This window comes from Microbispora hainanensis, assembly GCF_006874475.1.
Lineage (GTDB): Bacteria > Actinomycetota > Actinomycetes > Streptosporangiales > Streptosporangiaceae > Microbispora > Microbispora hainanensis.
This window is the reverse complement of sequence record NZ_VIRM01000015.1, coordinates 15,690-39,724: the sequence shown is the minus strand read 5'-3', so window position 1 is coordinate 39,724 and position 24,035 is coordinate 15,690. Positions and strand designations below refer to the sequence as shown.

Below are 24,035 nucleotides of genomic sequence, written 5' to 3'. Positions count from 1 at the left end.
GTGGCCGTTCCCAAGCGCAGAACCTCGCGCAGCAACACCCGCCACCGCCGGAGCCAGTGGAAGGCGACTCCCCCGGACCTGGTGCCGATCACCGTGAACGGACGCGAGCTCCTGGTGCCCCGCCGGCTGGTACGCGCCTGTCAGCGCGGGTTCATCGTCCCTGACTGAGTCACCTCGAAGGCGTGGTCACGGGCCTGCCGGGGCCAGGGACGAAGCGGCGGCGACCTGTGGGCCGCATCGCAGGTCGCCGCCGCCCCTGCTGGGCTCCTATGGTGCGGCCACCCCCGGACGGCCGCGACCCCGGCGACGTCCGGACCGTCTCGACCATCGCTCGCGCGGGCCGGGTCTCGCCGTATCGAATCATGGTCTACTCGGCGCCACGCAGATACTCGCCGAGACGGCCACGGACGTGGTTCCGGGCGCGTGCCAGGGCGGCCGTCGCCGAGAGCTCGTCGAGTCCGAGTGCCCGCGCCGCGCTGGCCGGCGGGTAGCCCTGTATGTCGACGAGCGCGAGAAGGTCGCCGAGCGGCTCGGGCAGTTCGCCGAGTGCCTTGTCGACCAGGTCGTACACCTCTCCGGTCTCGTCCGTTTCCTCCGGGCCCAGGATCTCGGCGCCGTAGCGCCACTGGCTCGGGCCGTCGACCCACCCGTCGATCCCGTCCTCAGCGGGGTAGAGGTCCGGGTAGAAGAGCTCGGGCTCATCGGCATCGCTGTTGAGGTCGTCGAGTGAGCCCGCCTGGGCTCGGGCGGCCGCGTCGACGTCGACGGCGGGCGTCGTGCGGCCGTCCAGCCGCATTTGCGCATCACTGAGCGTGTGCATGATCGTGGTCAGCTCGGCGATCCCTCGCGGGCGGGAGTCTCGGCGTTGCAGAGCAAGGCCCACTTCCAGCGATCGCTGGACGAGGTCCTCGGCGTTCGCGGGGTCGAGCAGTTCGGCACGCGCGAGGAGAGCACTGCGCAAGGCCTCGGCGCCCGTCGCCGGAGACTCCTCCGCCACCGGCATCGCGTCGTCGGCCAGGTCGTTCCGGACACCGCCGGGACCGGAGCTCCGTCCAAGGAGCTCGCGGGTCATGGCGATCTGTGCGACATACGACGCGCAGTCCGGGCAGCCGGCCACATGAGCGGTCAGCGAATCCCGAAGGCGTTCCGGCACCGGCCCGAGATCGCCGCCGAATCGCACCACGTCGGAGCATCTGCCATCAGTCACGGAGTCACCTTCTCGGTTCGCCGGGTCGCACCACGACACCGTCGGCCGGAGGCATCGATCGACAGCCCGCCTCCCTCGGCCGTCTCGTCGGAGTCTGGTCTGTATAGTCCAAGTTCCGCAATCTAGCACGGCCTCCTCTCAGGAGTGAGTGCGGTGCATGCTGCACTAAGTACGCTTTGACACCGGTTGCGGCGGAACCATAAGTTGGACTAAAGGGTCCATCACGAGGTAGACCGTTGGGTCTGGAAGAGAGCACAGGGTGACCATCTCGCGTGGCTTCTTCGGCCATCACGACCCGCGGGCCGCCGATCTGCCGCCCGGCCAGCATCTGACCCACGGATTCCCCGTGCTGACGGCCGGGCCGACGCAGCTGATCCCGACGGAGAGATGGAGCTTCACCATCACGCCTGAGATCGGCGAGCCGAGGCGGTGGAGCTGGGACCAGATGATGGCCCTGCCCTCCGAGGAGATCACCGTTGATATCCACTGCGTGACCCGGTGGACGAAACTCGGCACCCGGTGGCGGGGCGTCGCGCTCGACACCTTCTTCGAGGACGTCGAGACCGACGACGAATACGCGATGGTCCATTCGTACGGCGGCTACACCACGAACCTCCCTCTGGAGGACCTGGTCGACGGCAAGGCCTGGATCGTGTACGAGTTCGAGGGAGAGCCGCTTCACGCCGAGCATGGTGGCCCGGCCAGGCTCCTGGTGCCGCACCTCTACTTCTGGAAGTCCGCGAAGTGGGTGAAGGGCATCACCATGCAGCGTTCCGACGAGCCGGGCTTCTGGGAGAGCTTCGGCTATCACACGTACGGCGACCCGTGGCGCGAGGAGCGGTACGCCGGTGACTGACACCGACACGACCGAGGGCCCGGCCGAAAGCTCCGTAGCAGCCACTCCGCCGGCGGGGAATCGCTGGCGCAAGGCAACGCTCGTCGGTGTGCACTCGCAGTCCTGGCATTCCCGGACACTTGATCTCCATGTGCCCGGCTGGACCGGACATCTGCCCGGTCAGCACGTGGATATCCGTCTCACAGCGGCGGACGGCTACTCGGCCCAGCGGAGCTACTCGTTGGCCGAGCCCGCCACGCCCGGCCGCGTCGCGATCACCGTCGACCTCCTGCCCCACGGCGAGGTGTCGCCCTACCTGGTGGAGACCATGGAGATCGGTGACGAGCTCGACGTGCGCGGGCCCATCGGCGGATGGTTCGTCTGGGAGCCGGGCGACCCGTCCATCGGGGACGGCCCGGTGCTCCTGATCGCCGGCGGATCAGGGGTGGTGCCGCTGGTCACCATGGTGCGGGCCCGGAAGCGAGCGGGGGACCCGACGCGGACGATGCTCGTGTATTCGCTTCGCGGCCCTCGCGACCTCATGTACGGCCCCGAACTGGAAGAGATGTCGGCCGATCCGTCCGCGCCGGGGTCCGCGGAAGTGCGCCTCGTCTACACGCGCAAGGTCCCCGACGGGCATCCCCGTCCCGCCTCCCACCTCACGGTCGAGGACATCCGGCCTCCGTCCGCGTGGCCGGAGCCTCTGGCGGCCCGGGTCTACGTGTGCGGGCCCTCCGGCTTCGTCGACCACGCCACACGGCTGCTCCGCACGACGGGATACCCCGAAGATCGCATACGTACGGAACGATTCGGAGCGACAGGAGTTACTCGATGACCTGGGATTTCTCGACCCCGGCCGCGCCCGAGGGCGGCGCCGGGTCAGGCGCGGTTTTGGACGGCAACGCCGCTGCCGGCGAGTTCGCCGGGATCCTCGCGGGCGACCCGACCATCGCCACTGTCCGCTGCGCCGGCTGCGGCGCCGCACAGGCATTCGGACAGTTGCCTGCCTACATGGGCGGACCGGGCACCGTGCTGCGCTGTCGCGAGTGTGAGGCGATGGTCGCCCGGGTGGCCAGGACACCTCGCGGCACGTGGCTCGACCTCTCGGGCTCCAGCTCGTGGTTGTTCTCGCCCGCCCCGGGTCGCGCCTGACCGCGACCACCGGCCGGCCAAAGGATCGATGAGAGGAAAGAGACATGCGGGCAGTGGTGGGGGAGACCGTGGTGGCCGAGGCCGCGAACGACGCGGTGGTCAGGATAGAGGGGAACGTCTACTTCCCGCCTGACTCGGTCGGGGCGGGCGTGCTCCGCGACAGCCCGACGCCCTACACCTGCCCGTGGAAGGGGAGGGCGCAGTATCACGACGTCGTGGCCGGCGAGACGGTGCTCAGCGACGGGGCGTGGTCCTACCCGGACATCAAGGAGTCGGCGGCGGCCCGTGTCGGCCGCGACTTCAGTGGCTATGTCGCGTTCGACAGGCGTCAGGTTCAGATCGAGATCTGACAAGCGGGGCAGTCCCCCCATTGAGACGAACGAGACGAGAGGACAGCATGAAGCGATCACCGGCCGCCGTCGAGGTGCGCAAGGACGAGACCATGCGCCTGTACGAGGCACTGATCGACGGTCAGGTCGTCGGCAGTCTCGCGTACGAGACGACCGGTGGGCGGATCTCGCTCACGCACTCCTACGTGGACCCGGACCAGCGGCATCGAGGCGTCGCCTCGGCCCTGGCGCGCTACGCGCTCGAAGATCTGAGCCAGAGCCACACCCAGAAGGCCGGCGTCTACTGCGGGTTCGTCGCCGACTACGTCGAAGACCACCCCGAATGGAAGGACGCCGTCGACGTCAACCGCTCGGCTTTCATCGCCACTCGCACCGCCCGGGACACGAACCGCGAGCGGTGAGCAACGACGATCCGCAGGTCACCGCCGAGCCCGAGCGCTTCGTCACGCGACCCGGCCCTGCCGCCATCGGTAGCTCGGCCGCCGGCTTACTCGGGTTCCGGGCAGGGCGTGCGCTCAGCCCGCGACTCCGGCTCCCATCCGCGACCGTCCGGCGACGAGCTCAGCCTTTCGACAGGCTCTCGATGTGCGCGAGCGCCATGTCGAGTGCCGTCGCCATCGGTGTGACATCGCGCGCGGTCTGGGCCAGCATGTACCCGCCCTGGAGGGCGGCGATGAGCCCGGTCGCGAGCTGGTCCGCCGACGCCTCGGGCGCGAGCCCGCCACCGTCTTGAAGCCGTCGCAACACGCCTGCCAGGAGTCCCTGCCATTCGGTGAACAGCCGAGACAGGGCTTGGCGTGCGAGAGCGTCGTGATCGGAGACCTCGGAGGCCAGCGAGCCGAGCGCACAGCCGTAGGCGCCATGCCGAAGGGCGTTGTTCTGGACCAACGCGTCCCGCCAGCGTCGCAGGCCCCGGATCGTCGAGACATGGCCGAGGGCCTCGCGCTCGCGCTCGATGACGCGTTCTCCCACGTGGTCGATGACGGCCCGCACGAGCGCGTCCTTGCCGTCGAAGTGGTGGTACAACTGCGACTTGCTGACTCCGCTCGCCGCCAGCACGTCATCAAGCGTGGTAGCCCTGACTCCTTTTACGTACATCAGGTCGCTTGCCGCGGTGACGATCCTTGTCCGCGTCTTTGCACCGCGCGCCGTCAGGCGTCTGCCGTTGTGCGAGTCAGCGGTCGTCATCACGGGCTCATGTTACCGATCGGGCTACTCATTACCGTCCTTGCTGGGCTGTTGTCCTCGGTTGCCGTAAAAGGTGCGAGCGCGAGGTCGAGCGCGGCGTTGAGCGGCCAAGGATCTTTCGCGATCCGGCTCAGGGTGCTGCCCCCGTGCAGCGCCGCGAGAATCAGCACCGCGGTCTTATGAGGGTCGGCATCGGCCCTCCGGGCAGCCTGGCCCGAGGAGCAATGTGTGCCGCCCGTCGCACCGGACTGCAGCAACCGGTCCAGGGTCTCGGCGATGAGCTCGCGCCACCGATCAAGGAAGTCGGCTCGCTCAGCGCCGTCACCTGTTTGTCTCAGCGCGAACACGTACGGCGACCTGGGGGTCATGAGCTCCTCGACGACCCGGCGGCGCCAACCGGCCAGCTTCGCCCCGTCTGTGACTCCGGCCAGACATGCGTTCTCGCGGGCCAGGACTTCCGCGAAGTGGGTCCTCATCAATCCCTCCCGGCCAGTCGACGGCTCACGTACTCCGCCACCTTATGGGACTATCTAGTCCAATTAGGTGCTGTCCTAGGTTCAGCGTCCGACGGGGCCCGGCGGCGAGCCACCGCTGCTCCTCCGTGCGTGGACGGGCACGCCCGGCGGCGCGCATAGCGGTCGACAACGCTACTCTTACTGGACCAAATCCTCCATATGCCCCGCACGGGGTCATGGCACCGCCAGCAGACGTAAGAGATGCGGCCTCCCCGGCACTGACCAAGAGAGGCCAGGGGCCCATGACCTGGCCGGCCGAGGCCTCGCCGCCGGCGCTGATCGCCAATCGTCACCACCAGGGAGTCACAGATGGACCCGGCCCGCGCACGTGAGTTGATCGAGCGTGAACGTGAACGCGTCAAGGAACTGCTCACCTACTCGGCCGCTCAGCGGGCGGCAGACCTGGAGGCGGCCGCCGACGCGACGACCTCGCTCTCCGATTCGGCGAGCCCACTCGCTCAAGAGCTTCTTGACGATGCCGTAGCCGAGCAACTCAGCGCACGGCTGGCCGCGCTCGACCGGGCTCGCGAGCGCCTGCAGGCCGGCACCTACGGAGTTTCGTTGCGCAGCGGTCGGCCGATTCCCGATGAGCGGCTTGAAGCCGACCCCGCGGCGGAGCTTCTCATCGACGAGGCCGAGTAGGGCCGGCACCGCGTACATGGCACAGAAACGACAACCCACCCGCGGCGAACGCCGAAACTCGCAGAAGAAGAACCAGGCTCGTCAAGGCGGAACGATCCCGCCGGCGTTCTTGTCCGCGGTGATATCCCTGGCGGCCGCGTTCGCCGCGGTGGGGTCGACCATCCCGCTCTTCAACGTCTACCGCGCCGAGGACGGGTTCACCAACGCCGGCATCTCGATGACCGTCGTCGCCTACTCGGCCGCCACGCTCACCACACTGTTGACGATGGGACGGCTGTCCTCTCATCTGGGCCGCCGGCCCATCTCGATCGCGAGCCTCGGCCTTCTTGTGCTGGGCTGCCTGCTGTTGCTGAACGTGCACGACATCCGCATCCTGATCGCCGGTCGGCTCCTCATGGGCCTCGGCGCCGGGCTGGCCAGCAGCAGCCTCACCTCCTACATCGTCGATGCCGCACCGGCCAGGCCGGCCTGGCTGGCCACCGTCGCCTCCAGCCAGACGGTCATGCTCGGCCTCGCCGTCGGCGCCATCGCGTCCGGAGCCCTGGTCCAGTTCGGCCCCTGGCCGCGCGAGCTCGTCTACCTGGTCGCCGTCGGCTTCCTCCTGCTGTCCGCCGGGCTCGTCGCCGTCAGCCCGGAGACGGCGGCTCCGTCGCCGGGCGCCTGGTCGTCACTGCGTCCCCAGGTCCGCGTACCTGCCCGGGTCAGGAATCTGCTCCCCGTCGCGGTGGCGGTGTTCCTGGCCACCTGGGCGACCGGGGCCTTCTACCAAGCCTTCGTGCCGGCGCTGGTCGAAGACCAACTGCACACGCGCAGCCCGCTCGTCCTCGGGCTGGTGTTCGCCGCCTACATGGGACCGAGCGCGTTCGGCGCTCCTCTCGGCGGCCGGTTCACCCCGGCGGCCGCCCAACGCCTCGGCATGATCGTCTTCCTGGCCGGATGGATCGGCGTCATCACGGCGATCACCGCCGGCACACTGGTGCTGTTCATCGCCGCGACCATCGTCGCGGGCGCCAGTCAAGGCATCGCCATCAGCGCCGCCACCCGCGGCCTGCTGCACGGCAGCACCCCGGCCGACCGGGCACCGATCTTCAGCGCGATCTACCTGCTCTGCTACAGCGGCGCCGCTGTCCCCGCCCTGGTCTCCGGCCGGCTTTCCACCACCTTCTCGCTGCCGCAGATCGCCCTCGGATACGGCGTACTCGCCCTCGTCGCCACCGTGTTCACTGTCATCGCCGCACGCAACCCCGACACGAGCGGGAACGGCCGGCGCGGGAGTAATCATGACGAACGTCACCGTCATCCAGACCTCACTCGACCCTGAGCGGGGCGCCGCCGGCGCTCGCCGACGCCCGTCGATCGCCGGGCGGATCGGCGCGATGGGCCAGAACCGGATCGGCGCCCTGATCCTCCTCGTCGCGACGCTTGCGGCGATCGTCTGGGCCAACGTGTCCCTGCCGTCGTACGAGACGTTCTGGCAGACCGATCTGATGGTCGGCGTCGGCGACCGGCATCTGGACTTCACGCTTCACACACTGGTGAACGACGCGCTGATGGCGATCTTCTTCTTCACCGTCGGGCTCGAAGTGCGCCGGGAGTTCTCGATCGGCGAGCTGACGAGCTGGTCCCGTGCCCTGGTGCCCGTCGCCGCCTCCATCGCGGGCCTGGTGGTGCCCGCACTCCTTTTCGTCCTCATCGCGAAGGGCTCCGGAAACGAGCATGCGTGGGGAGTCGTGATCTCGACCGACACGGCCTTCCTCGTCGGCGCCCTGGCCCTGATCGGCCCTCGTGTCCCCGGACGCCTGCGTGTCTTCCTCCTGGCACTCGCGGTCGTCGACGACATCGGGGCGCTCAGCATCATCGCGCTGGTCTACACCGAGAAGTTCACCCCGCTGCCGCTTCTCATCGCCGCCGCCGGGCTCGCCGGGGTGTACGTCACGCGCTATCTCCCCAGCGGCCGCGGGCCGGTGTACGTATCTCTCGCGATCGTGGTCTGGCTGGCCTTCCTCGCCTCGGGTGTGCACCCGACCCTCGCGGGCGTCGTGATCGCGCTGCTGGTGCCCGTGTATCGCCCCAACCGCACCGACGTCGAGCACGCACTGGAGCTCGCGCGCACCTTCCGCCAGTCGCCCAACACCGAGTATGCCCGCGCCGCCGCGAACAGCCTCCGCGAATCCATCTCGATCAACGAGCGGCTCCAGTCGGCCTACGCCCCGTACGTCGCATACGTCATCCTTCCGCTGTTCGCCCTCGCCAACGCGGGCGTCGTACTGAGCTCCGAGCTCCTCGCCGGCGCCGCCCGCTCCACCCTGACGTGGGGCATCGTCGGGGGCCTCGTCGCCGGCAAGCTCCTCGGCGTCTTCGGATCGAGCGCGCTCCTGCGACGCCTGAAGCTCGGCGAGCTCGGAGCGGGACTCACCCTCGATCGCGTCCTCGGCGGAGCCGTACTGTGCGGGATCGGGTTCACCATCTCGCTGTTCATCGTGGACCTCGCGATCGACGACGAGCTCGCGAAAAACGAGGCTCGGGTGGGTGTGCTCGCGGCATCCGTCATCGCCTTCGTGCTCGCGACGATCACCTTCCGGATCTCGGATGCCGCGCGCCCCGACGACGACTCGGGTCAGACGCTCGCGCGCCCGGTCGACCCGGAGCGCGACCACGTGCTCGGAGACCCGCACGCTCCCTTCACGATCGTCGAGTACGGCGACTTCCAGTGCGGCTTCTGCCTCAAGGCGACCGGCTCGATCCTGGAGGTGCGCGACGTGCTCGGAGACCGGCTCCGCTACGTGTGGCGGCACGCCCCGCTCGTGCAGATCCACCCGAATGCCCTCGCAGCCGCGGAGGCGGCCGAGGCGGCGGCGGCACAGGGCAGATTCTTCGACTTCGCGCGCACAATCCTGGACGACCAGGACAACCAGCTGCCGTCCGACATCATCCGGATCGCCAACGACCTGGGCCTGGACCTCGAGCAGTTCGAGAAGGACCTCATCTCGGCCGAGGTCACCGGCCGGGTGCGCGACGACATGCTCGACGCCGAGGCCATGAACATCACCGCCGTCCCCACGCTCTTCATCAACGGCCGCCGGCACGTCGGCCCGTACGACGCCCGATCGCTGCTTCGAGCGCTGACGGCCACGACCGACACCCCGGTCGCCGAGTAACGGATGCCGTAGCGGCCCGACGATCAACAGCGCTACGTCCGCGACGACACCAGGGTCCGATCGTGCTGCCACCGTGGCGAACTCCGGCGGTTGACACCACCGGGCCGCGGCCTCGCGGCCCGATCACGTGTTCCCGTACGAGCCGCCCAGCCTGGCCGCGGGGAAGGCGGAACCGCTCGCTGTCCTCAAGCTCTCACGGACGGACGCGGATGATCGTCTTCCCCTTCAGCCGCTCGGTCGGGTTGAGAGCGGCGACGGCGTCGTCCAGGGGTGCGATGGTGCCGATGTTGGTCCGCAGCCGTCCGTCGCGCACCCGCTGCACGATTTCACCCAGCTGGGCGCGATCGGCCTCGACCACGAAGTCGATCGCCAGGCCGTCGGCGGGCCGCGCCTCGACCGGTCCGACGACGGACACCAGCGTTCCCCCGGGCCTGATCAGGGCGGCGGACTGCCGCTGAACCTCGCCGCCGATGACGTCGAAGACCAGATCGACGCCCCCGGCGTCGCTCAGCGCGTCGTTCTGCAGGTCGACGAACTCATGCGCGCCGAAGTCGAGTGCCTTCTCACGATCGGCGGCGCGCCCGGTGCCGATGACGTACGCCCCGGCCTCCCGCGCGAGCTGGGTCACCATCGTCCCGACCGCCCCGGCCGCGCCATGGGCGAGGACGGTCTGACCGGCCTGAAGACGGCCGTGCTGGAACAGCCCCTGCCACGCGGTCAGACCCGAGATCGGCAGGGACGCGCCCACCGTGAAGTCGACGTCGCCCGGCAGCGGCGCGAGGTTGCGCGCCTCGATCGCCACGTACTCCGCCAGGGTGCCGTCGCGGTGCCAGTCGGCGAGGCCGAACACCCGCTGCCCGACAGACAGCCCCGTCGTGCCGTAGCCGAGGGCGCTGACCACTCCGGCCAGCTCGTGCCCGGGGATCGACGGCGTCCGGTCCCGTCCGACGCGATCGGCCCAGGTCGACGGCCACTCCATCTCGGTCGGGACGAACCCCGACGCGTGAATCCGAACGACCACGTCGTTGATCGCCGCGGACGGCTCAGGCCGCTCCGCGAGCGTCATTCCGGCCGTTCCCGCGGCCTGGTCGGTCACCACGATGGCTTTCATCGGGACTGTCCCCTTCTGTGTTGTGGGTGTCGGCGGTTCAGATGAAGGTGAACAGCTGGTCGGCGTCGAACCGCGAGATCGGGTTGGTGTAGACCTTCTGTGGGTCGGGGTAGCCGAGGGCCAGCAGCACCGTCGTGCTGTGTCCGGTCTCGCGGATCTTGAACGCCCTGTCGACACTGGCCGGGTCGAACCCTTCCAGCGGCGTGGCCTCGACGCCCAGCTCGGCGGCCGCCATCATGGTCAGGCCCACCGCCATGTAGGTCTGCTTCTCCATCCAGTGGTTCAGGTCCTTGTAGCCGTAGCTGCGCAGGTTGAGGAAGTCGCGGGTCATCGATTCCCACAGCTCCTGCTTCGACGCGTCGGGGAACCGGCCGTCGGTCCTCTCCTTCGCGAACACCGCCTCGAGGTGGCTTTCAGGCACATCTGCCCGGGTGGTGAGGATGATCGTGTGCGAGGCGTTGAGGATCTTCTCGCTGTTGTCCTTGAACCGTTCGCCCAGATTGTTCGAGAGCCGCTCTTTACCTTCCGGGGTGGCGACGACGTAGAAGTGGTTGGGCTGCACGTTCACCGATGACGGCGTGGAGCGCAGGAACCGCAGGAGCTGCTGAAGGGTCTTCTCCGGAATGGTCCTGCTGGGGTCGAAATACCTGGTCAGGTGCTTGCCCATGAGCTTGTCGAGATCCATGTCGATCTGCCTTCTTCGTGCGCGGAGTGAGTGAAGAGCGGTGGACCGGCTGACCGCGCGCATCGATGGGCGCGCGTCGCTCATGGACGAGCGCCACTGATCGTCTTCGGCGAGAGTTACAGATAGTTGTCGCGATGGAATCAGCCGGACATCAGCATAGTGGACTCAATAGTCCAAGCTAGCCAGTACAGCGGCTGCCTGTGAAGGCGTGCGACCGGCTTGGCTTACTGATCAGAGGCCGCAGTACGTGGACGCCGGAGTCCACCGGACCGAGATGTGGCCGCCGATGCTGACGCCCGCCTTGCTCACTCCGCCCTGGCCGCCTCCAGGACGGGTACGGACGCGGCCCGGCGCGCGGGCAGCGTCGAGGTCGCCAGCGTCGCCACGGCCGCGCCCACCGCGACCAGCGGGAACAGCCACCACTGCGGGGCCGGGCGCAGATACGAGCTGCCGCTCGTCAGATGCAGCAGCTCCAGCGTGCCCATCACGATCACCAAGCCGAGGATCGTGCCGAGGGCGACCACCGTCGCCGCCTCCCAGCGGACGATCGAGCGGATCTGCCTCGCGGTCGCACCCACGGCCCCCAGCAGCCCGAACTCGCGCCTGCGTTCGGCGACGCTCATCGACACCGTGGTCGCCATCCCGAACAGCGCCAGCAACAGCGCCATGCCGACGAAGCTGTGCGTCGCGCGCAGAGCCCGGGTGAGCGACTGCGACGCCGCCTCCACGTACGCGTCGCGGCCGAGAACGCGTACACCCGGCACCCCGGCCACGGCGCGCGCCAGGGTCTCCGCCGAGCCGCCACGCACGAGCACCGCCACGGTGGCGGCGTTGGCGTCGAGCAGGTCCATCGTCGCCGGGGCCACCAGCGCCTGGTCGGCGAACAGGTGGGACGGATCGTGGTACGCGCCCGCCACCGTCAGCGTGACGCGGCCCTGTGCGCCACGCACGACGAGGTCCTGGCCGCGGCGGAGTCCCCGTTCCTTCATGACGGCCGACGACAGCGCGATCTGCCCTGCGCCCAGTGCGGGCGGCCGGCCGCCCAGCCTCAGGACGTCCCGCAGCCCGGCCGGCTCGACACCACTGACCAGGAAGCGGAACGGCTCGGCCGCCTCATCCGATCCGGCGGTGCCCGGCTCCTCCAGGCCGGCCGCGTCCGGCTCCGGCGACACCAGCGTGACCTCGGTCCGTGTCAGGACGACCGCCCGGGACACCCCATGTGCGCCCGTGACCTTCGCCGCGACATCCCTGGACAGAGGAGCGGGCGCTCCCTCGGCGGTCCTCGCCGTGGAGGCGATCGCGTGCTCGGCCGCCATCACCTGCCGGCCCGCCTCACGGAAGCGGTCCTGCACCGACATCGTGACCAGCACCACGGAGGCGAGCAGTGCGACGCCGAGCATCAGCGAAGAGGCGGCCGAGGAGACCCGGCGCGGGCTGCGCGTGATGGTGGCGCGCGCCAGCCGTCCGGTCTCCCCGCTGACCAGCGTCCCGACGCGGCCCACCAGCCCGCCCAGCGGCCCGACGAAGAACGGCGTGAGCACGGCCAGCCCTGTCACGGTCAGCAGCGACCCGAAGAGGTTCATCAGGGCGACGGCGAACGTGCGATCCGGACCGGGCGGCTCGCCGGCGCGGACCGCGACCGCCACCATGTACCAGAAGCAGGCACCGGCAATGATCACGGACGCGGACAGCAGGCGCGGCCAGCGGCGTTCCCGGGGTTCCGCCACACTGCTGCGCAACGCCTGGACGGGCGAGACGCCCGCGGCACGGTACGCCGCCCGCCACGCGGCGGCCTGAGTGACCACGATCCCGGCTGCGGCGGGGAGGGCCAGCGCGACCCAGCCGTATTGGGCGTCGGAGGCGGAGACATCGAAGCCGTCTCGTGCGAACAGCCGGATGATCAACTCGGACACCGGGAAGCCCGCGGCCACGCCGCCCACGGAGGCGATCGCGCCCAGCAACAGTGCCTCCAGCCGGATGAGCCTGCCGACCTGCCGCGGCGTGGCGCCGATCGCGCCGAGCAGCGCAAGGCGCCGGGTGCGCTGCCGTACGAGAGTGCCGAAGGTGTTGGCCACCACGAACAGGCCGACGAAGATCGCCACGGAGGCGAGCATGCCGACGACACCGGCGACGGAGGCGCCCTCACCGGCAGCGGCGGCGGCCTGCGCCTGGCGTACGGATGCGGCGGTGCGCGCCGTGGCCGTGCCGCCCGGGTCGCGGGCCAGGTCGCCGCGAAGCCGATCGGCGGACACGCCCGGTGCGGCCTTCACCCAGACGCTCTGCCAGCTGCCCTCAGGCAGCATCGCGGCGCGCCGCACGGTCTCGGGCGGGGCCAGCACCAGATCGCCGGCCGCCACCGCGCCGCGGCCCTGGACGCTGACGATCCCGGCGATCCGCACCTGGCGCGTCTGGTGGGGCAGTGTCAGCGTCATCGTGTCGCCGACGCGCAGCTCCCCGGCGCGCGACAGATGCCGGACGACAGCCACCTCGTCGTCGGCGGCGGGTGCGCGTCCCGCCTCCAGCAGATAGGGGTTCAGCCGCGGGTCGGACACCCAGGGGCGAAGCAGGGTGCGGCCCTCGGCGGCGGCCGTGATCGCCTGCCCGTCGGGACGCATGGCCGTCACCGTCACCATGGCGTCGCCGGCGGCCGCCGCCACATCCGGTCTGGAGGTGAGGCGATCCAGCCGCACCCGGCCGTCCGGTGGCGCGTACGGGTCGTCCGGATCCACCGTTCCGCCCTGCACCAGCACGTCCGCGCGCACGTACTCGCTGGCGTCGCTGCCCGCCACCGCCTCCTGTGCGCGCAACGCGAACTGCAGCGAGCCCGCGATGAGCGCGATCGATCCCAGTGCCGCCAGCAGTGTGGCGGTCAGCCGCAACCAGCCCTCGGTGAAGGTCCGGCGCGCGATGAGCCACAGAGGGTTTCCCACGGCCTCAGTCCTCGATCTTGCGCATGCGGGCGTGTACGGCGTCGATGGTGGGCGCGGCCAGCTCGTCCACGATCGTCCCGTCGCTCAGGAACAGCACCCGGTCCGCGTACGCGGCGGCCACCGGGTCGTGCGTCACCATGACCGCGGTCTGCCGGTAGTCGTCGACGGCCGCGCGCAGGAAGCCCAGCACCTCCGCGCCCGAGCGGGAGTCCAGGTTGCCTGTCGGCTCGTCCGCGAACAGCACCTTCGGCCTGGTCAGCAGCGCCCGCGCCACGGCCACCCGTTGCTGCTGGCCGCCCGACATCTCCGCGGGCCGGTGCGCCAGCCGTGGGCGCAGCCCCAGCGCGTCCACCAGCGTGTCGAACCATTCCTGCTCCGCGTGACGGCCTGCCAGCCGCCCGGTGAGCCGGATGTTCTCCTCGGCGGTCAACATCGGCAGGAGATTGAACGACTGGAAGACGAAGCCCATGCGATCGCGGCGCACCTCGGTGAGCCGCGTGCGTGACAGGGTGGTGAGGTCGACCTCGTCGACGAGGACCGTGCCGGAGGTCACGGTGTCGAGACCGGCCAGGCAGTGCAGGAACGTCGACTTCCCCGACCCCGATGGACCCATGATCGCCGTGAACTCGCCCGGGGCGAACGCGGCGGAAACCCCGCGCAAGGCCCTGACCGCGCCATCCCCGGCGCCATACGTCTTGACCACATTCGTTGCGATCATCACGTCGTCGGTCGCACGCTCGCCGGCCGGTGCCCCGATCATCGGCGCCCTCCCGCACGACAGCGGCTCTGCGCGACCCCGAAGGTCTGCTCAGGCATGTAAGTCTCCCCGTCTATGGAATCTCACATAAGATAATCTCATATGAGACTAACTCAAGTGACACTAGAATGAGCACATGCGCCACGACATGCTCGAACGGCTCCTGTCCGGCGACGGCGGCGCGGCCGCCGATCATGTGGCACTCGGCATGTTGCTGGCCGAGGCCCACAACCGGAGCCGTGAGCGGATCAACGAGGCGCTGCGCCCACTGGGCATCAACGTCCGCGGATTCACCGTGCTGCTCGCGCTGCCGATGTACAGCCCGGTCAGCCAGCGGGATCTGATCGGCCACATGGGCATCGACAAGTCCACGATGGTCCGGCTCATCGACGAGCTGGAAGACGCCGGGCTGGTCTCGCGTGAACGGGCGCCGCAGGACCGGCGCGCGTACTCCATCGTGCTCACGCGCCGTGGCGAGGAGACCCTGGCGCAGGCACGGCGGATCACCGAACAGGCGGGCGAGCACATCTTCGGTTGGCTCGCCGAGTCCGAACGCGGCCACCTCGTCGATCTGTTGCGCGGCCTCGCGGAGCACTCCGCCACACCCCCGCCGCCGGTCTAGCCCTCGATCTTTCGAGCCCATCCGGTGGGTGGCTGATCGGTTCGGCTGGAGTGTGATTTCGCGGCCGTGGTCAGCCTGGTGGCCCGGCTGTCGCGTCGGGTGCGCGGAGTTCCACGGGCCCTCGGGGTGTCCTTCCTGGTCGTCGGGGCGGGTTGGTGCCGGTCAGATCGGGGCCGGGAACGCCTGGAGCCGGGTGATACCGGTGATCAGCTGGCCGGCCCAGGGCCAGGACGCGGCGATGCGCAGGCGCAGGCGGCGTCCGCCGCGGACGAGGCGGGCGGCGACGGCGAACAGGCGAAGCGTCTGGATTGTTGGTATCGCGGAATCCACGCAGCCGGCCTCCGAAATATTCTTTGGAAGCCGTCAGTCGCGCAGCGGTACCGGGCTCGTCCCGGCGGATGAGATGAGCTCAGGCCGGCGAGCACTCTCTCCGGAGGAGGACACTTCGACCACTTCTCAATGGCGGAGAGTGAGTACGGCCCGAGCCGCGTGACGACGCGCCGCCGAGAGTTCGGCCGATATGGCGTCGATGTCACCCTCGTCCATGGTGATCGCCGCCTCTCGCGGTTTGCGCGTATCCATCATCGCGATCCGAAGATGCGTGGGCGGATGGGTCGTGTCGATGGACGACATACGCAGCGCCGAGACCCGCAGCCGTCGTAGCCGCTCGGTCTGGGGGACCGAAGCGATGTAATCCCGCAGTTCCTGCCAGAGGTCGACATCGCTCTCCTGGTTCAGCGCGCGGTAGAACCCTCCCTTCTGGTGCAGGGCGGTCTGACGCTGGAGCAGGGTTTCGACGCTCTCGTGCAGGGCCAGGGCTTCCAGCATCGATCTGGTCGCCGCCGACGAGGCCACGCGCGCGGCGAGGTCGTCGGCCAGATACTCGGCTCGCTGCCCGCTGCGCAGCGTGAGACGGTGCAGCGACAAAAGGACCAGACTCGTGATCATGTGCGGGATGAACAGCAGCGCCGCGGCGGTGACGGAGGCGAGTGTCGAGATGAGGTCGGAGCCCCCACTGACGATCCTGCTGGGATGGGTGACCTCATACCACTGCTCCAGAGCCGCGGAGGCCGAGTGCAGCCACAGGCTGCGCCGGTTGTCGCCGTTGCGGGCATGCCCGAACTCGTGCCCCAGCAAGGCGACCCGCTCCTGCGGGCTCAGCACCTCCCACAACGCCAGGCCGATCGTGAGAACGGTACGCCGGCGCAGCCCGACCCTGCCGAAGGTCGCGTTGTAATCCGGGGTCACGCGGATCATGTCGGCGGGCCCCACCCCCAGCTCAGCGGCGACCCGATCAGTGAGACCGTAAAGACGAGGTGCCTCGGTCTGGCCCAGCGACCACTCATCCCGCCGAAATCTCCCCAGTCTCGGCCGTAGGGAGAAGGCGACGACCAGCCCCAGCACGCCAAGGACCCGGGCCAGGAATATCCCGTTGATGATGAGCCATATCGATCCGGCCGCGAGAGCCACGGTGCTCAGGTGCACCACACCTGCGATGACCATGGCGGCGGTTCCCGCTCGGTCCCGCCCGTGGGCCGGCTCACGCGCAGTGCTGACCTCGGCGTACAGTCGTTCGACGGCCGCCCGATCGGCAGCGCGGCGTCTGTCCTGCCATCGACGCCTTCGCCGGGTGGGCGTGGCGACCGTCTCCGCCAGCGGGTCGACGTTCCAGTCACACGCCGGGCACCACGCGCTGAACCGGGGGTCCGTCGAGACGGGGGCGGAGCACGAGGGGCAGATGCTGTCGGACGGGGACGTCATGACGCAGATCTTGCCGGAGAAAGAACGTGTAGCGGGACGAATTTGGGTAACCGCCGTAGATCGTTCGACATGCCGGGAATCAATGCCGCGCTGTCGGCTTGAATCCGGCTGATGACCGCCAGTCCCTCGCGCGACACCATGCTTCCCCGCTTGTCCTGGCACGGATCTGGCACACCATGGTCGCTGCGACCAGCACCACCCCAAGTAGTCCACATACCCGCCACAGCCGTTGCGGAGGGCCGGCCTTACCGCCCTGGGCCGCTATCCGGTCGCGGTTGAGCCGCTGTTCACTCTCCGACCCTGACACGGGGAGGCCAGGTATCAGGACCTGTCGATGTGGATCGATGGCCGCTATCTGGTGCGGGACGCCCGTGATGGCACATCGATGGCAAACAATCAAAAGGGCCAGGTCCCTGATCTTGGGAACTGGCCTCTTGGCTTTTCAGGCTGGTGGGGCTACCAGGACTTGAACCTGGGACCTCTTCCTTATCAGGACTGTCCACCCTGCGGTCACGGGATCGTGCCGCGCTCCTGACCAGTGCTCGACGGTCGTGGACGTGAGCGGTCGTGTGCGCCTGTTGCAGTAACGGTTGCAGTACGAGGCTCTGCCGACCAAAGCTCGTGACGAGGCCGAGGGATGCTGCGACACTCGCTTTATGAACACAGTCGTCGGGCGTGCTCTTGCGTTCGTAGGAACGGGACTTGGTCTTCTCTACGGTCTCAGCGCGATGGTCCGAGGAGTGCTCCCCGGCGATGATCCCTTCTGGGTACGCGTCGGATTCTTCGCCTTCGGCGCGCTCCTCTTTCAGTACTTAGTTCGCGGCTTAATCCGGCAGTGGCGACGACCCAAATCAGCAGGTGGCCCTGTAGGAAGTGAAAGGCAAGGAGACCTGTAAAACCGTCGGCTCAGCCTACCCAGGTTCGAACCCTGGACCTGCCACCAGCAGGAAAAGTGGCCCCTGATCAGCAGAGATGCCGGTCGGGGGCTTCTTCGTTTCATGATCCGTGAGTACCCCTGATTCCCCGTGTCTGACCCTGACTTAGGGCACGCTCGGGGCACGCGATCGGGGGTGCTCCTCCGCGGACGCGCACGCCTCGCCTCCCTGATCATCCCGTCTGCCTCGACCCACCGCGGAGCGGCAGCGGGCCGGGGACGGAGGGGCAAGCCCGTCTTCGCGTGTACGTCAGCCGGTCGCCGTTCCTCGGCAATCGGACGCCAGGGGTCACAGACGGGCTTGAGCCGTAGGAGCCGGTCTGCTGGGCTTGTCTGGGTCGTGGCGGGCGGGATGATCAGGTCTCCACCTCAGCCAGCTACGGCCTCGGCCGACGCGCGGGCGATCATCCCGGAGCCGAGGCCCCCGCCGGAGGCAACTGCTGTCAACCGAGGTGGTACCGCCGGCTGAACGGCCCCGTCGATGGTCCTCGCAGCTATTTCTGCCAGCAACTGCTCAGGATCGACCGGAGAACCGCCAGACCCAGATCGTCCATCCCATGATTGTGACCCCGACGAGCATGGCAACGACCCAGCCGAGCCACTCGGTGGACCCTTCAGGCGCATATGCCTTGTCTCCTACGTACAGGACAGCAACGCGATCGCCTACCTGCGTTTTGTGGTTCAAATCATCGGTGTGCACGTCGGCGACTCGAAGCCGCCCATCGCTGGACACGAACTCGCCGCTCCAGTCGCATCCCTTGCGGCAGTTCCTTGTCTCGATCGTCAATGTGCCACGGATTCCTTCACCCTTCGCGGCCTGCAGTGCAGGCCCAATCCATCGGACGCCAGCGAGTACGAAGACAAGACCGAAGAGCACAAAGACAATGGCACACCCGGAGGGGATTCTCTCCCTCGACGCAGCGTCAGGATTCGAGCCATCCACGACGAGAAGGTACATGAAGGACTGCGGTCCCGCGATGGGCGGTTGGCGAATCGTTCCGGCGGTGCGGCGCCGTCGGCGCCGGGTGCGTTGGGTACGGCGTAGTGAGCGTGCGGCGGGCGGCCCGAGCCGCCGCTGGCCGGGACCGGCCCCCAGGCCGCACGCCCGGACGGCGGGCGGGCGACGGGCCGCTGTGCGGCGGCGCGCCGCGCCGCCGCCTTGATCCCTACAAGAATAATTCGGCAGCGGTTGATCTCAACGGTATGGTCCCGCCATGGCTCTCATCGACTGGCGGGATGCCCCCGATCTCCTCGCTGAGATCCTGCGCCAGCACGGGCAGACACCTGGCGCCATAACGGACACCAGAGCCGTCTGGGCGGCTTTCGCAGAGTTCGCTCAGACGAAGCTCAACGGTATTGCCATCCAGCCGAACTCTGACTCCGACGGATTCATCCTGCAATGGGGGCGTTGGTCTTGGAGCGGTCACCGTCCAAGCATGAGCTTCATCCGGCAAGTGGCTGTGCCTCGGGATGACGACCAGTTCGGGAGTGTCGTCGCACACTGGCAAATAGAGCTAGTCCTCTTCTACGAGGAATCGGCGGTGCTGAGCCTCCATCCGAACCAGGACACGGGCTTCTACTTCCCCACTTGCAATGATGAGTGGCGGGCGGCCCTGATGGAGGCGCAAGACTTTCCCCCGTTCCAAGCCGTCATCGAGAGCGCCCCAGTGGGCAACTCCTTAACACTGGAGCCTGCTGACTAGGACACTTAGACCGCCTCTGTGCTTTAGGAGCCAGTGATGGACGACGCCATCGACGTCTGGAGGGAGCGAGCAACGTCATGAGACAGGACATCGAGGTGCGCGTCACCGCCAGCAGTCGGGACGAGGCTGATCGAATCGCTCTGGCGGTCGTTACTTGTCGACTGGCGGCTTGTGCGCAGGTGGTTGCGCCGATTTCCTCTACTTATTGGTGGGCCGGTGAGGTTCAGCAGGCGGAGGAGTGGTTGTTGCTCATGAAGACGACCGCCGACCGCTTCGAGGACCTGGCGGCCTGCGTGCGTGAGCTGCACTCGTACGAGGTGCCTGAGATTGTGGCGGTTCCGATCGTGCAGGGGACGCCGGATTACCTGGAGTGGATCAGGCGGGAGACGGCCCCAGAGCGCGGCGAGTAGCGCGGATGTCGCCGAGTAGTTCGCGGGCGGCATGGTCGGGCCTGGCTGCGAGGGCTTTCTCCACCTTGGCGAGGTGCTGCATGCCCCAGGTGGATTCGGTGCGCTGGGCTGCTTCCAGGGCGCGGCGAGCGTAGGCGACTCCCTCGGTCACGTCGCCGAGTTGGAGTTGTGCCTGTGCGATGTCGGTGTAGACGACGGACACGCGCTTTTGGTCCTCGTCCTGGCCGAGAGCGGCAAGGGCGGCTCGGCCGGCCTCTGTGACGTGCTGCTCGTCGCCGAGCCGTACATAGGTCGAGAGCTGGAAGGCGGCCATGCGTCCGGCGTCGAGAAAGCGGGTCCATGCGCGCTCTCGGTGGGGCCGGGCTCGGGTGTGGGCGTCCTCGGCTCGTTGCAACAGTTCGACGGCCTGGCCGTCGCCGAGTGCCGCCAGTTCTTCGGCTTCTCGGGCCAGCAACCATGCGCGGGTCGCGTCGTCTCCCTCGGCCGGGAGAAACTGCTGGGCGCGTCGGATGTGCTCGACGGCCTCGGGGCCGGTGACGGCGTACGACCGGTAGGCGTAGGTGCAGGCTTGGATGACGCGGTGTCCGCTCTCCTCGGCGGCCAGGGCAGCGACGCGCTCGAATGAGGCCGACTGCGCGGGCTGCTTGAGGTCCCAGGCGATCCAGGACGCCAGCGTTGCGGCTTCGCCGGCTGTTGCCGCCAGGCGGCGCCGGTAGCGCTCGGGCGGGCCACTCTGAAGCAGGGTGCTCAGCTCGTTGATGTGCGTCGTTAGCCCTTGGTAGATGGCTCGGGCGGGCATGACGTATTCGAGCCGGTGGAAGCCGATGGTACGCGCTTCGAGCCGTTCGATGGTGTCGTCGTCGAGCATCTGCGGTCCCTTCAGCGCACGGGAAAGGCGTTCCCAGGGGTCCGCGATTGAGGCCGCGGTTTCGGCGGTCATTCCGGCCGCGAGGAGCAGCATCGTTCGTCGGTCCATCCGGGCATCCAGCCTTCCCACTACCCAGGCCAGCGTCAGAAGGTCGACATCCCACAGATCGTCAGTTGGACGCGGGCCGATCACCACGCCTTCGACGCTAAGGAGCTGACTCGCTGGCATCCCATCCCGAGGAGGGATAGCGCGACGGGATGAGGCAGCCTCGATGAGTGGGGAAGGGCTGGGGGCGAGTCCGAGGGCTAGCCGGGCCGGGTCGGGCATGTGCAGTCCATCGGCGATCCGCTCGAACACATCAAGTGCGGTGACCTGCGCGGTTCCGCGCATGATCTCGCTGACCTTGCCCTGGCTGAGGTTCACGGCAATGCCGATGCGGGTCTGACTCACGCCCGCGTATTGCCTGATAAGCCGGAAAACCTGCCCGATGTTCCGTTTCTTCAGGGCGTCGAGCATTTCGGGGCGCCGCCAGAGGTCAGGCGGGATCATGACCGGTTCCGCCGCTTCTGCGGGCATAAGGCGCTTCCCCTTGCGTCTGCTTGACTGCCTGTATTTCCAAGCTTCCGGGTTGGAGTTAACCCGTCAAGGGATATCGGCATGCCCGGCCGGAATATCGGCGCGGGATGGGTTGAGCGACTTGCAATTACGACCCTTGCCCCATGGTTACGGAGACGGAGAGGTGCGGAGCCTGCCGGGGGAAGGGTTGGCGGCTCGTTCGGCGGGCGTCGGCGGATGCCGAGTACCGGCTCAACGGCGTGATCGTGGAGCTGTCCACGGTCGACTGTTTCGAGTGCTCGGGCTCGGGCCGTAGGGCGGTGGCGTCATGAGCGCCGATCGGCTCGTGGCGGGCCGTCGCCCCCTGGCCGTCACCGCTGCCCAGTGCGCCGAGCGGCTGCGCCTGGAGCTGGAGCAGTACGGCGTGACCGCTGACGTCCACGAGGGGTACGGGCTGGCGCTGGTGTCGGTCTGGGTCGAGCTGGTTGTGTGGACCGATGGCCGCTGGTTCCGCTGGCGCTCTGGCCGTACCTCGACCAGCGGGCGGCCGGTCTACGCCTTCGGCCCGGCCTCCGACGTCGTCACCGCTGCTCGGCGGGTGGCTCACCGGTACGGGCAACTGCGCCAGCAGTACCCCCGTCCGCCATACCTGGCGGGGGACGCCTCATGAACGACTTCGACGAGCCGGACCGTCTGCACAGCGCACACGTCCCCATCCGCCGGGGATCCTTCCGGAAACTGGAGTGGTGGAAGCCCACACCTGCGCGGCGGGTCCTGGTCCTGGCCTGGACCTGCGACTGTCAGGCCGGGTTCTACGAACTGTGTCAGTCCGGCGGGCTGGCCTTCATCCGTCGTACCGTCCAGAAGGACGGAGAACCGGAGATCGCCGAGACGCACCGGTGGTCGGTCCGGCAGGGCTGGGCGACCTGGTTCGACCTGCTGACGGGTGAGGTCCGTTAGAGACGGCGGTTCGCTGCCCTTGGGTTACGGGCTCCTGTCGGCAATGGGTCTTCGCACGACACACCTGCACTGCTAGCCTGCTTGGCTAGACAGGCATGTTGAATGCGGGGCTCTGATGTCATTTGAATACACTCCTCCCAAGTACGCCCAACTGATCGCCGAGCTTGAACGGCGCATCGAATCAGGCGAATATCCGCCCGGCTCACCGCTGCCGAGCGAACACCAACTCATGGCCGAATTCGGCATGGCGCGGCCCACGGTGGTCAAGGCGCTGGGCGTACTCCGAGATCACGGGTGGATCGTCACCCATCAGGGCAAGGGCCGATTCGTACGCGGTCGCCCCGCCATCGCCTCCGGACGGCAGGTCCGCACGGGTCGGGAACTGCTCGACCGCAAAGAGACCCAGGTCGGAAGCTCGCTGCTGTCCGCCGGGCCGGTGCCGGCCCCCAACCGCATCGCGGCCTACCTCGACATCACGCCCAAGTCGCCGGTCGTCCTCCGCAAGACCCTCGTCACCCGCGACGACGAAGCGTCTGAAATCTCCTCCACCTGGGTGCCGGCCGATGTGGCCGAAGGTAGCCCGCTGACAGAGCCCGACGACCTCAAGCAGGGCGTACGGCGCTACGTCGAAGCCGCGGCCGGTGTCGAGCTGGACCACATCGTCGAGCATGTGACCGCACGCAACCCCACGCAGGAAGAGCGCGACCTCCTCGGCGTCAAGACCTCGGCCGCGCTGCTGGCTGTCTATGCCGTCGCCTGCGATGCGACCGGCAAGCCGTGGGCCGTCGTGGAGACGGTGCTTCCCGGCGATCGTCACGAGCTTGAGGACGCCTACCCGATTAGGTAATCCAACTTTCCCGCCTGAACCCACTTGGACTGCTTGACTAGCCAAGTGGGTTCAGTGCTTAATGGAGACACAACTTGGTCAGTCAAGGTGGCTGACAGTACAAGAAGGGAGGGCGGTAATCATGGCTCTACAGGGACCCATTCCGATCAGCTTCGGCCAGATCTTCCCCTACGGCTGCTACGCCGTGGGCGAGGTCGAGCCGGTCAAGGACTTCGAGGCGTCGAGCAACGGCCGCTTCGTCCAGGCGCGGGACAAGCAGACGGGCGAACTCGTCTGGCAGATCCCCGTGATGGACGCTGACCCGTCGCTGAAGGCGGCGCAGAAGACCGTGGCCGTCAAGATCCTCGCTCCGGTTCAGCCGGTGCCCCCGGCCCCGGTCGCGGGCCTGCCGTTCACCCCGGTCGAGTTCGACGGGCTCACCGTGACCCCGTACGTCAACGGGTCCGGACGGCTCGCCTACTCCATCAGGGCACGGGAGATGCGCGCTCCTCGCGCTCACGCCAAGGCGGCCAGCAACGGCAAGGAGGCGGCGGCGTGAACTGGCGGCCGTACACGCACCTGTCGATGTCGGTCGATCCCGGTGAGCGTCCCCGCATCGGCGTCTCGTTCTACGCCTCGATCACTCGGGCGCGTGCTCGGGTGCTGGAGTCCGGTCGGCCGTACCTGGTCCTGGAGTCCGACGAGGCGGACGTGACGGTCTCGACCACCGGGGCCGGATCGGTGACTGCGGAAGACCTGGACATCGCGCGGGAGATCTTCAACGCCGCCGCGCGGTATCTGGCCGACTGCGAGCGCATGCACGCCGACCACGCCCAGGCCACCGACTCGGCGGCCTGACACACGAG

Annotated in this window: 28 protein-coding genes; 17 read left to right on the top strand and 11 right to left on the bottom strand. The window is 68.4% G+C overall.

Annotated elements, in window-relative coordinates; all coding sequences use genetic code 11:
* The gene (gene rpmF / locus FLX08_RS14495; RefSeq protein WP_142619360.1) at positions 1-168 is read left to right on the top strand and encodes a 50S ribosomal protein L32; all 168 of its coding nucleotides are present in this window, start codon (positions 1-3) and stop codon (positions 166-168) included.
* A gap of 199 nt (positions 169-367) precedes the next feature.
* Here the strand turns inward: rpmF and FLX08_RS14490 are convergent, their stop codons facing one another.
* On the bottom strand, positions 368-1,207 hold the full coding sequence (locus FLX08_RS14490; protein ID WP_142619359.1) for an RNA polymerase sigma factor: 840 nt from the start codon (positions 1,205-1,207) through the stop codon (positions 368-370).
* Between the two features lie 259 nt (positions 1,208-1,466).
* On the opposite strand from FLX08_RS14490, the gene FLX08_RS14485 reads away from it, so the two are divergent.
* From FLX08_RS14485 to FLX08_RS14465, 5 genes are all read left to right on the top strand, one after another.
* The gene (locus FLX08_RS14485) at positions 1,467-2,063 is read left to right on the top strand and encodes a sulfite oxidase-like oxidoreductase (protein WP_142619358.1); all 597 of its coding nucleotides are present in this window, start codon (positions 1,467-1,469) and stop codon (positions 2,061-2,063) included.
* An 88-nt stretch (positions 2,064-2,151) separates the two neighbouring features.
* Positions 2,152-2,877 carry an FAD-binding oxidoreductase gene (locus tag FLX08_RS14480; RefSeq protein ID WP_208761465.1) on the top strand — a complete coding sequence of 242 codons (726 nt, stop codon included), beginning with the start codon at positions 2,152-2,154 and terminating at the stop codon, positions 2,875-2,877.
* Entirely contained in the window at positions 2,874-3,194 is a 321-nt protein-coding gene (locus tag FLX08_RS14475; RefSeq protein ID WP_142619356.1) for a DUF6510 family protein, read from the top strand. Before FLX08_RS14480 ends, FLX08_RS14475 begins: the two co-directional genes overlap by 4 nt.
* Before the next feature lie 44 nt (positions 3,195-3,238).
* On the top strand, positions 3,239-3,544 hold the full coding sequence (locus FLX08_RS14470; RefSeq protein WP_142619355.1) for a DUF427 domain-containing protein: 306 nt from the start codon (positions 3,239-3,241) through the stop codon (positions 3,542-3,544).
* A gap of 47 nt (positions 3,545-3,591) precedes the next feature.
* Positions 3,592-3,945, top strand: coding sequence for a GNAT family N-acetyltransferase (locus FLX08_RS14465; protein WP_142619354.1), 354 nt, complete (start codon positions 3,592-3,594; stop codon positions 3,943-3,945).
* Between the two features lie 160 nt (positions 3,946-4,105).
* Here the strand turns inward: FLX08_RS14465 and FLX08_RS14460 are convergent, their stop codons facing one another.
* Together FLX08_RS14460 and FLX08_RS14455 are read right to left on the bottom strand one after the other, a co-directional pair.
* Complete coding sequence (locus FLX08_RS14460) at positions 4,106-4,732, bottom strand: TetR/AcrR family transcriptional regulator (RefSeq protein WP_142619459.1); 627 nt, start codon at positions 4,730-4,732, stop codon at positions 4,106-4,108.
* Positions 4,732-5,208: a hypothetical protein gene (locus FLX08_RS14455; RefSeq protein ID WP_142619353.1), complete on the bottom strand. Its 477-nt coding sequence runs from the start codon at positions 5,206-5,208 to the stop codon at positions 4,732-4,734. The genes FLX08_RS14460 and FLX08_RS14455 overlap by 1 nt, the downstream gene beginning before the upstream one ends.
* A 348-nt stretch (positions 5,209-5,556) precedes the next feature.
* Between FLX08_RS14455 and FLX08_RS14450 the strand changes: the two genes are divergently transcribed.
* The 3 genes from FLX08_RS14450 (at position 5,557) to nhaA (ending at position 9,047) form a co-directional block, all read left to right on the top strand.
* Positions 5,557-5,889, top strand: a complete 333-nt coding sequence (locus tag FLX08_RS14450) for a TraR/DksA family transcriptional regulator (protein WP_142619352.1) — start codon at positions 5,557-5,559, stop codon at positions 5,887-5,889.
* Between the two features lie 118 nt (positions 5,890-6,007).
* Positions 6,008-7,210, top strand: coding sequence for an MFS transporter (locus FLX08_RS14445; RefSeq protein ID WP_244312651.1), 1,203 nt, complete (start codon positions 6,008-6,010; stop codon positions 7,208-7,210).
* The gene (gene nhaA / locus FLX08_RS14440; protein WP_142619350.1) at positions 7,170-9,047 is read left to right on the top strand and encodes a Na+/H+ antiporter NhaA; all 1,878 of its coding nucleotides are present in this window, start codon (positions 7,170-7,172) and stop codon (positions 9,045-9,047) included. Before FLX08_RS14445 ends, nhaA begins: the two co-directional genes overlap by 41 nt.
* Positions 9,048-9,240: 193 nt before the next feature.
* Here nhaA and FLX08_RS14435 read toward each other — a convergent pair whose 3' ends face one another.
* The 4 genes from FLX08_RS14435 to FLX08_RS14420 form a co-directional block, all read right to left on the bottom strand.
* Entirely contained in the window at positions 9,241-10,158 is a 918-nt protein-coding gene (locus FLX08_RS14435; RefSeq protein WP_142619349.1) for an NADP-dependent oxidoreductase, read from the bottom strand.
* 37 nt (positions 10,159-10,195) lie between these two features.
* Positions 10,196-10,843, bottom strand: coding sequence for a nitroreductase family protein (locus FLX08_RS14430; protein ID WP_142619348.1), 648 nt, complete (start codon positions 10,841-10,843; stop codon positions 10,196-10,198).
* 305 nt (positions 10,844-11,148) lie between these two features.
* On the bottom strand, positions 11,149-13,773 hold the full coding sequence (locus FLX08_RS14425; protein WP_142619347.1) for an FtsX-like permease family protein: 2,625 nt from the start codon (positions 13,771-13,773) through the stop codon (positions 11,149-11,151).
* Between the two features lie 4 nt (positions 13,774-13,777).
* A complete protein-coding gene (locus FLX08_RS14420; RefSeq protein ID WP_208761448.1) occupies positions 13,778-14,533 on the bottom strand; it encodes an ABC transporter ATP-binding protein in 756 nt (251 codons plus the stop codon).
* Positions 14,534-14,666: 133 nt separating this feature from the next.
* On the opposite strand from FLX08_RS14420, the gene FLX08_RS14415 reads away from it, so the two are divergent.
* On the top strand, positions 14,667-15,152 hold the full coding sequence (locus FLX08_RS14415) for a MarR family winged helix-turn-helix transcriptional regulator (protein WP_142619346.1): 486 nt from the start codon (positions 14,667-14,669) through the stop codon (positions 15,150-15,152).
* 162 nt (positions 15,153-15,314) lie between these two features.
* On the opposite strand, the gene FLX08_RS40605 is transcribed toward FLX08_RS14415, so the two are convergent.
* The 3 genes from FLX08_RS40605 to FLX08_RS14405 form a co-directional block, all read right to left on the bottom strand.
* On the bottom strand, positions 15,315-15,482 hold the full coding sequence (locus FLX08_RS40605; RefSeq protein WP_167530413.1) for a transposase: 168 nt from the start codon (positions 15,480-15,482) through the stop codon (positions 15,315-15,317).
* A 126-nt stretch (positions 15,483-15,608) separates the two neighbouring features.
* The gene (locus FLX08_RS14410) at positions 15,609-16,622 is read right to left on the bottom strand and encodes a M48 family metalloprotease (RefSeq protein WP_167530416.1); all 1,014 of its coding nucleotides are present in this window, start codon (positions 16,620-16,622) and stop codon (positions 15,609-15,611) included.
* Between the two features lie 1,739 nt (positions 16,623-18,361).
* Positions 18,362-18,805 carry a hypothetical protein gene (locus FLX08_RS14405; protein ID WP_142619344.1) on the bottom strand — a complete coding sequence of 148 codons (444 nt, stop codon included), beginning with the start codon at positions 18,803-18,805 and terminating at the stop codon, positions 18,362-18,364.
* Between the two features lie 256 nt (positions 18,806-19,061).
* Between FLX08_RS14405 and FLX08_RS14400 the strand changes: the two genes are divergently transcribed.
* A complete protein-coding gene (locus tag FLX08_RS14400) occupies positions 19,062-19,550 on the top strand; it encodes a hypothetical protein (protein WP_142619343.1) in 489 nt (162 codons plus the stop codon).
* Positions 19,551-19,627: 77 nt separating this feature from the next.
* On the top strand, positions 19,628-19,960 hold the full coding sequence (gene cutA, locus FLX08_RS14395) for a divalent-cation tolerance protein CutA (protein WP_142619342.1): 333 nt from the start codon (positions 19,628-19,630) through the stop codon (positions 19,958-19,960).
* Here the strand turns inward: cutA and FLX08_RS14390 are convergent.
* Complete coding sequence (locus FLX08_RS14390) at positions 19,926-21,377, bottom strand: helix-turn-helix domain-containing protein (protein WP_244312640.1); 1,452 nt, start codon at positions 21,375-21,377, stop codon at positions 19,926-19,928. The two genes, cutA and FLX08_RS14390, sit on opposite strands and share 35 nt — an antisense overlap.
* 334 nt (positions 21,378-21,711) lie before the next feature.
* Between FLX08_RS14390 and FLX08_RS14385 the strand changes: the two genes are divergently transcribed.
* From FLX08_RS14385 to FLX08_RS14365, 5 genes are all read left to right on the top strand, one after another.
* On the top strand, positions 21,712-22,053 hold the full coding sequence (locus FLX08_RS14385; protein WP_142619341.1) for a hypothetical protein: 342 nt from the start codon (positions 21,712-21,714) through the stop codon (positions 22,051-22,053).
* Positions 22,050-22,343 (top strand): hypothetical protein, encoded by a 294-nt coding sequence (locus FLX08_RS14380; protein ID WP_142619340.1) that lies wholly within the window; start codon positions 22,050-22,052, stop codon positions 22,341-22,343. Before FLX08_RS14385 ends, FLX08_RS14380 begins: the two co-directional genes overlap by 4 nt.
* 115 nt (positions 22,344-22,458) lie before the next feature.
* Positions 22,459-23,190, top strand: coding sequence for a GntR family transcriptional regulator (locus FLX08_RS14375; protein WP_142619339.1), 732 nt, complete (start codon positions 22,459-22,461; stop codon positions 23,188-23,190).
* Between the two features lie 121 nt (positions 23,191-23,311).
* Positions 23,312-23,728, top strand: coding sequence for a plasmid replication, integration and excision activator (locus tag FLX08_RS14370; protein ID WP_142619338.1), 417 nt, complete (start codon positions 23,312-23,314; stop codon positions 23,726-23,728).
* A complete protein-coding gene (locus FLX08_RS14365) occupies positions 23,725-24,027 on the top strand; it encodes a hypothetical protein (RefSeq protein ID WP_142619337.1) in 303 nt (100 codons plus the stop codon). The genes FLX08_RS14370 and FLX08_RS14365 overlap by 4 nt, the downstream gene beginning before the upstream one ends.
* The last annotated feature ends 8 nt before the right edge of the window (positions 24,028-24,035 follow it).

Coding starts and splice junctions, on each gene's coding strand:
- cutA (WP_142619342.1), top strand. CDS start 19,628: ATGAGACAGGACATCGAGGTGCGCGTCACCGCCAGCAGTCGGGACGAG.
- FLX08_RS14465 (WP_142619354.1), top strand. CDS start 3,592: ATGAAGCGATCACCGGCCGCCGTCGAGGTGCGCAAGGACGAGACCATG.
- FLX08_RS14450 (WP_142619352.1), top strand. CDS start 5,557: ATGGACCCGGCCCGCGCACGTGAGTTGATCGAGCGTGAACGTGAACGC.
- FLX08_RS14430 (WP_142619348.1), bottom strand. CDS start 10,843: ATGGATCTCGACAAGCTCATGGGCAAGCACCTGACCAGGTATTTCGAC.
- FLX08_RS14400 (WP_142619343.1), top strand. CDS start 19,062: ATGGCTCTCATCGACTGGCGGGATGCCCCCGATCTCCTCGCTGAGATC.
- FLX08_RS14370 (WP_142619338.1), top strand. CDS start 23,312: ATGGCTCTACAGGGACCCATTCCGATCAGCTTCGGCCAGATCTTCCCC.
- FLX08_RS14390 (WP_244312640.1), bottom strand. CDS start 21,377: ATGATCCCGCCTGACCTCTGGCGGCGCCCCGAAATGCTCGACGCCCTG.
- FLX08_RS14385 (WP_142619341.1), top strand. CDS start 21,712: ATGAGCGCCGATCGGCTCGTGGCGGGCCGTCGCCCCCTGGCCGTCACC.
- FLX08_RS14375 (WP_142619339.1), top strand. CDS start 22,459: ATGTCATTTGAATACACTCCTCCCAAGTACGCCCAACTGATCGCCGAG.
- FLX08_RS14380 (WP_142619340.1), top strand. CDS start 22,050: ATGAACGACTTCGACGAGCCGGACCGTCTGCACAGCGCACACGTCCCC.
- FLX08_RS14470 (WP_142619355.1), top strand. CDS start 3,239: ATGCGGGCAGTGGTGGGGGAGACCGTGGTGGCCGAGGCCGCGAACGAC.
- FLX08_RS14460 (WP_142619459.1), bottom strand. CDS start 4,732: ATGACGACCGCTGACTCGCACAACGGCAGACGCCTGACGGCGCGCGGT.
- FLX08_RS14420 (WP_208761448.1), bottom strand. CDS start 14,533: ATGATCGGGGCACCGGCCGGCGAGCGTGCGACCGACGACGTGATGATC.
- FLX08_RS14415 (WP_142619346.1), top strand. CDS start 14,667: ATGCGCCACGACATGCTCGAACGGCTCCTGTCCGGCGACGGCGGCGCG.
- FLX08_RS14475 (WP_142619356.1), top strand. CDS start 2,874: ATGACCTGGGATTTCTCGACCCCGGCCGCGCCCGAGGGCGGCGCCGGG.
- nhaA (WP_142619350.1), top strand. CDS start 7,170: ATGACGAACGTCACCGTCATCCAGACCTCACTCGACCCTGAGCGGGGC.
- FLX08_RS14435 (WP_142619349.1), bottom strand. CDS start 10,158: ATGAAAGCCATCGTGGTGACCGACCAGGCCGCGGGAACGGCCGGAATG.
- FLX08_RS14405 (WP_142619344.1), bottom strand. CDS start 18,805: ATGTACCTTCTCGTCGTGGATGGCTCGAATCCTGACGCTGCGTCGAGG.
- FLX08_RS14455 (WP_142619353.1), bottom strand. CDS start 5,208: ATGAGGACCCACTTCGCGGAAGTCCTGGCCCGCGAGAACGCATGTCTG.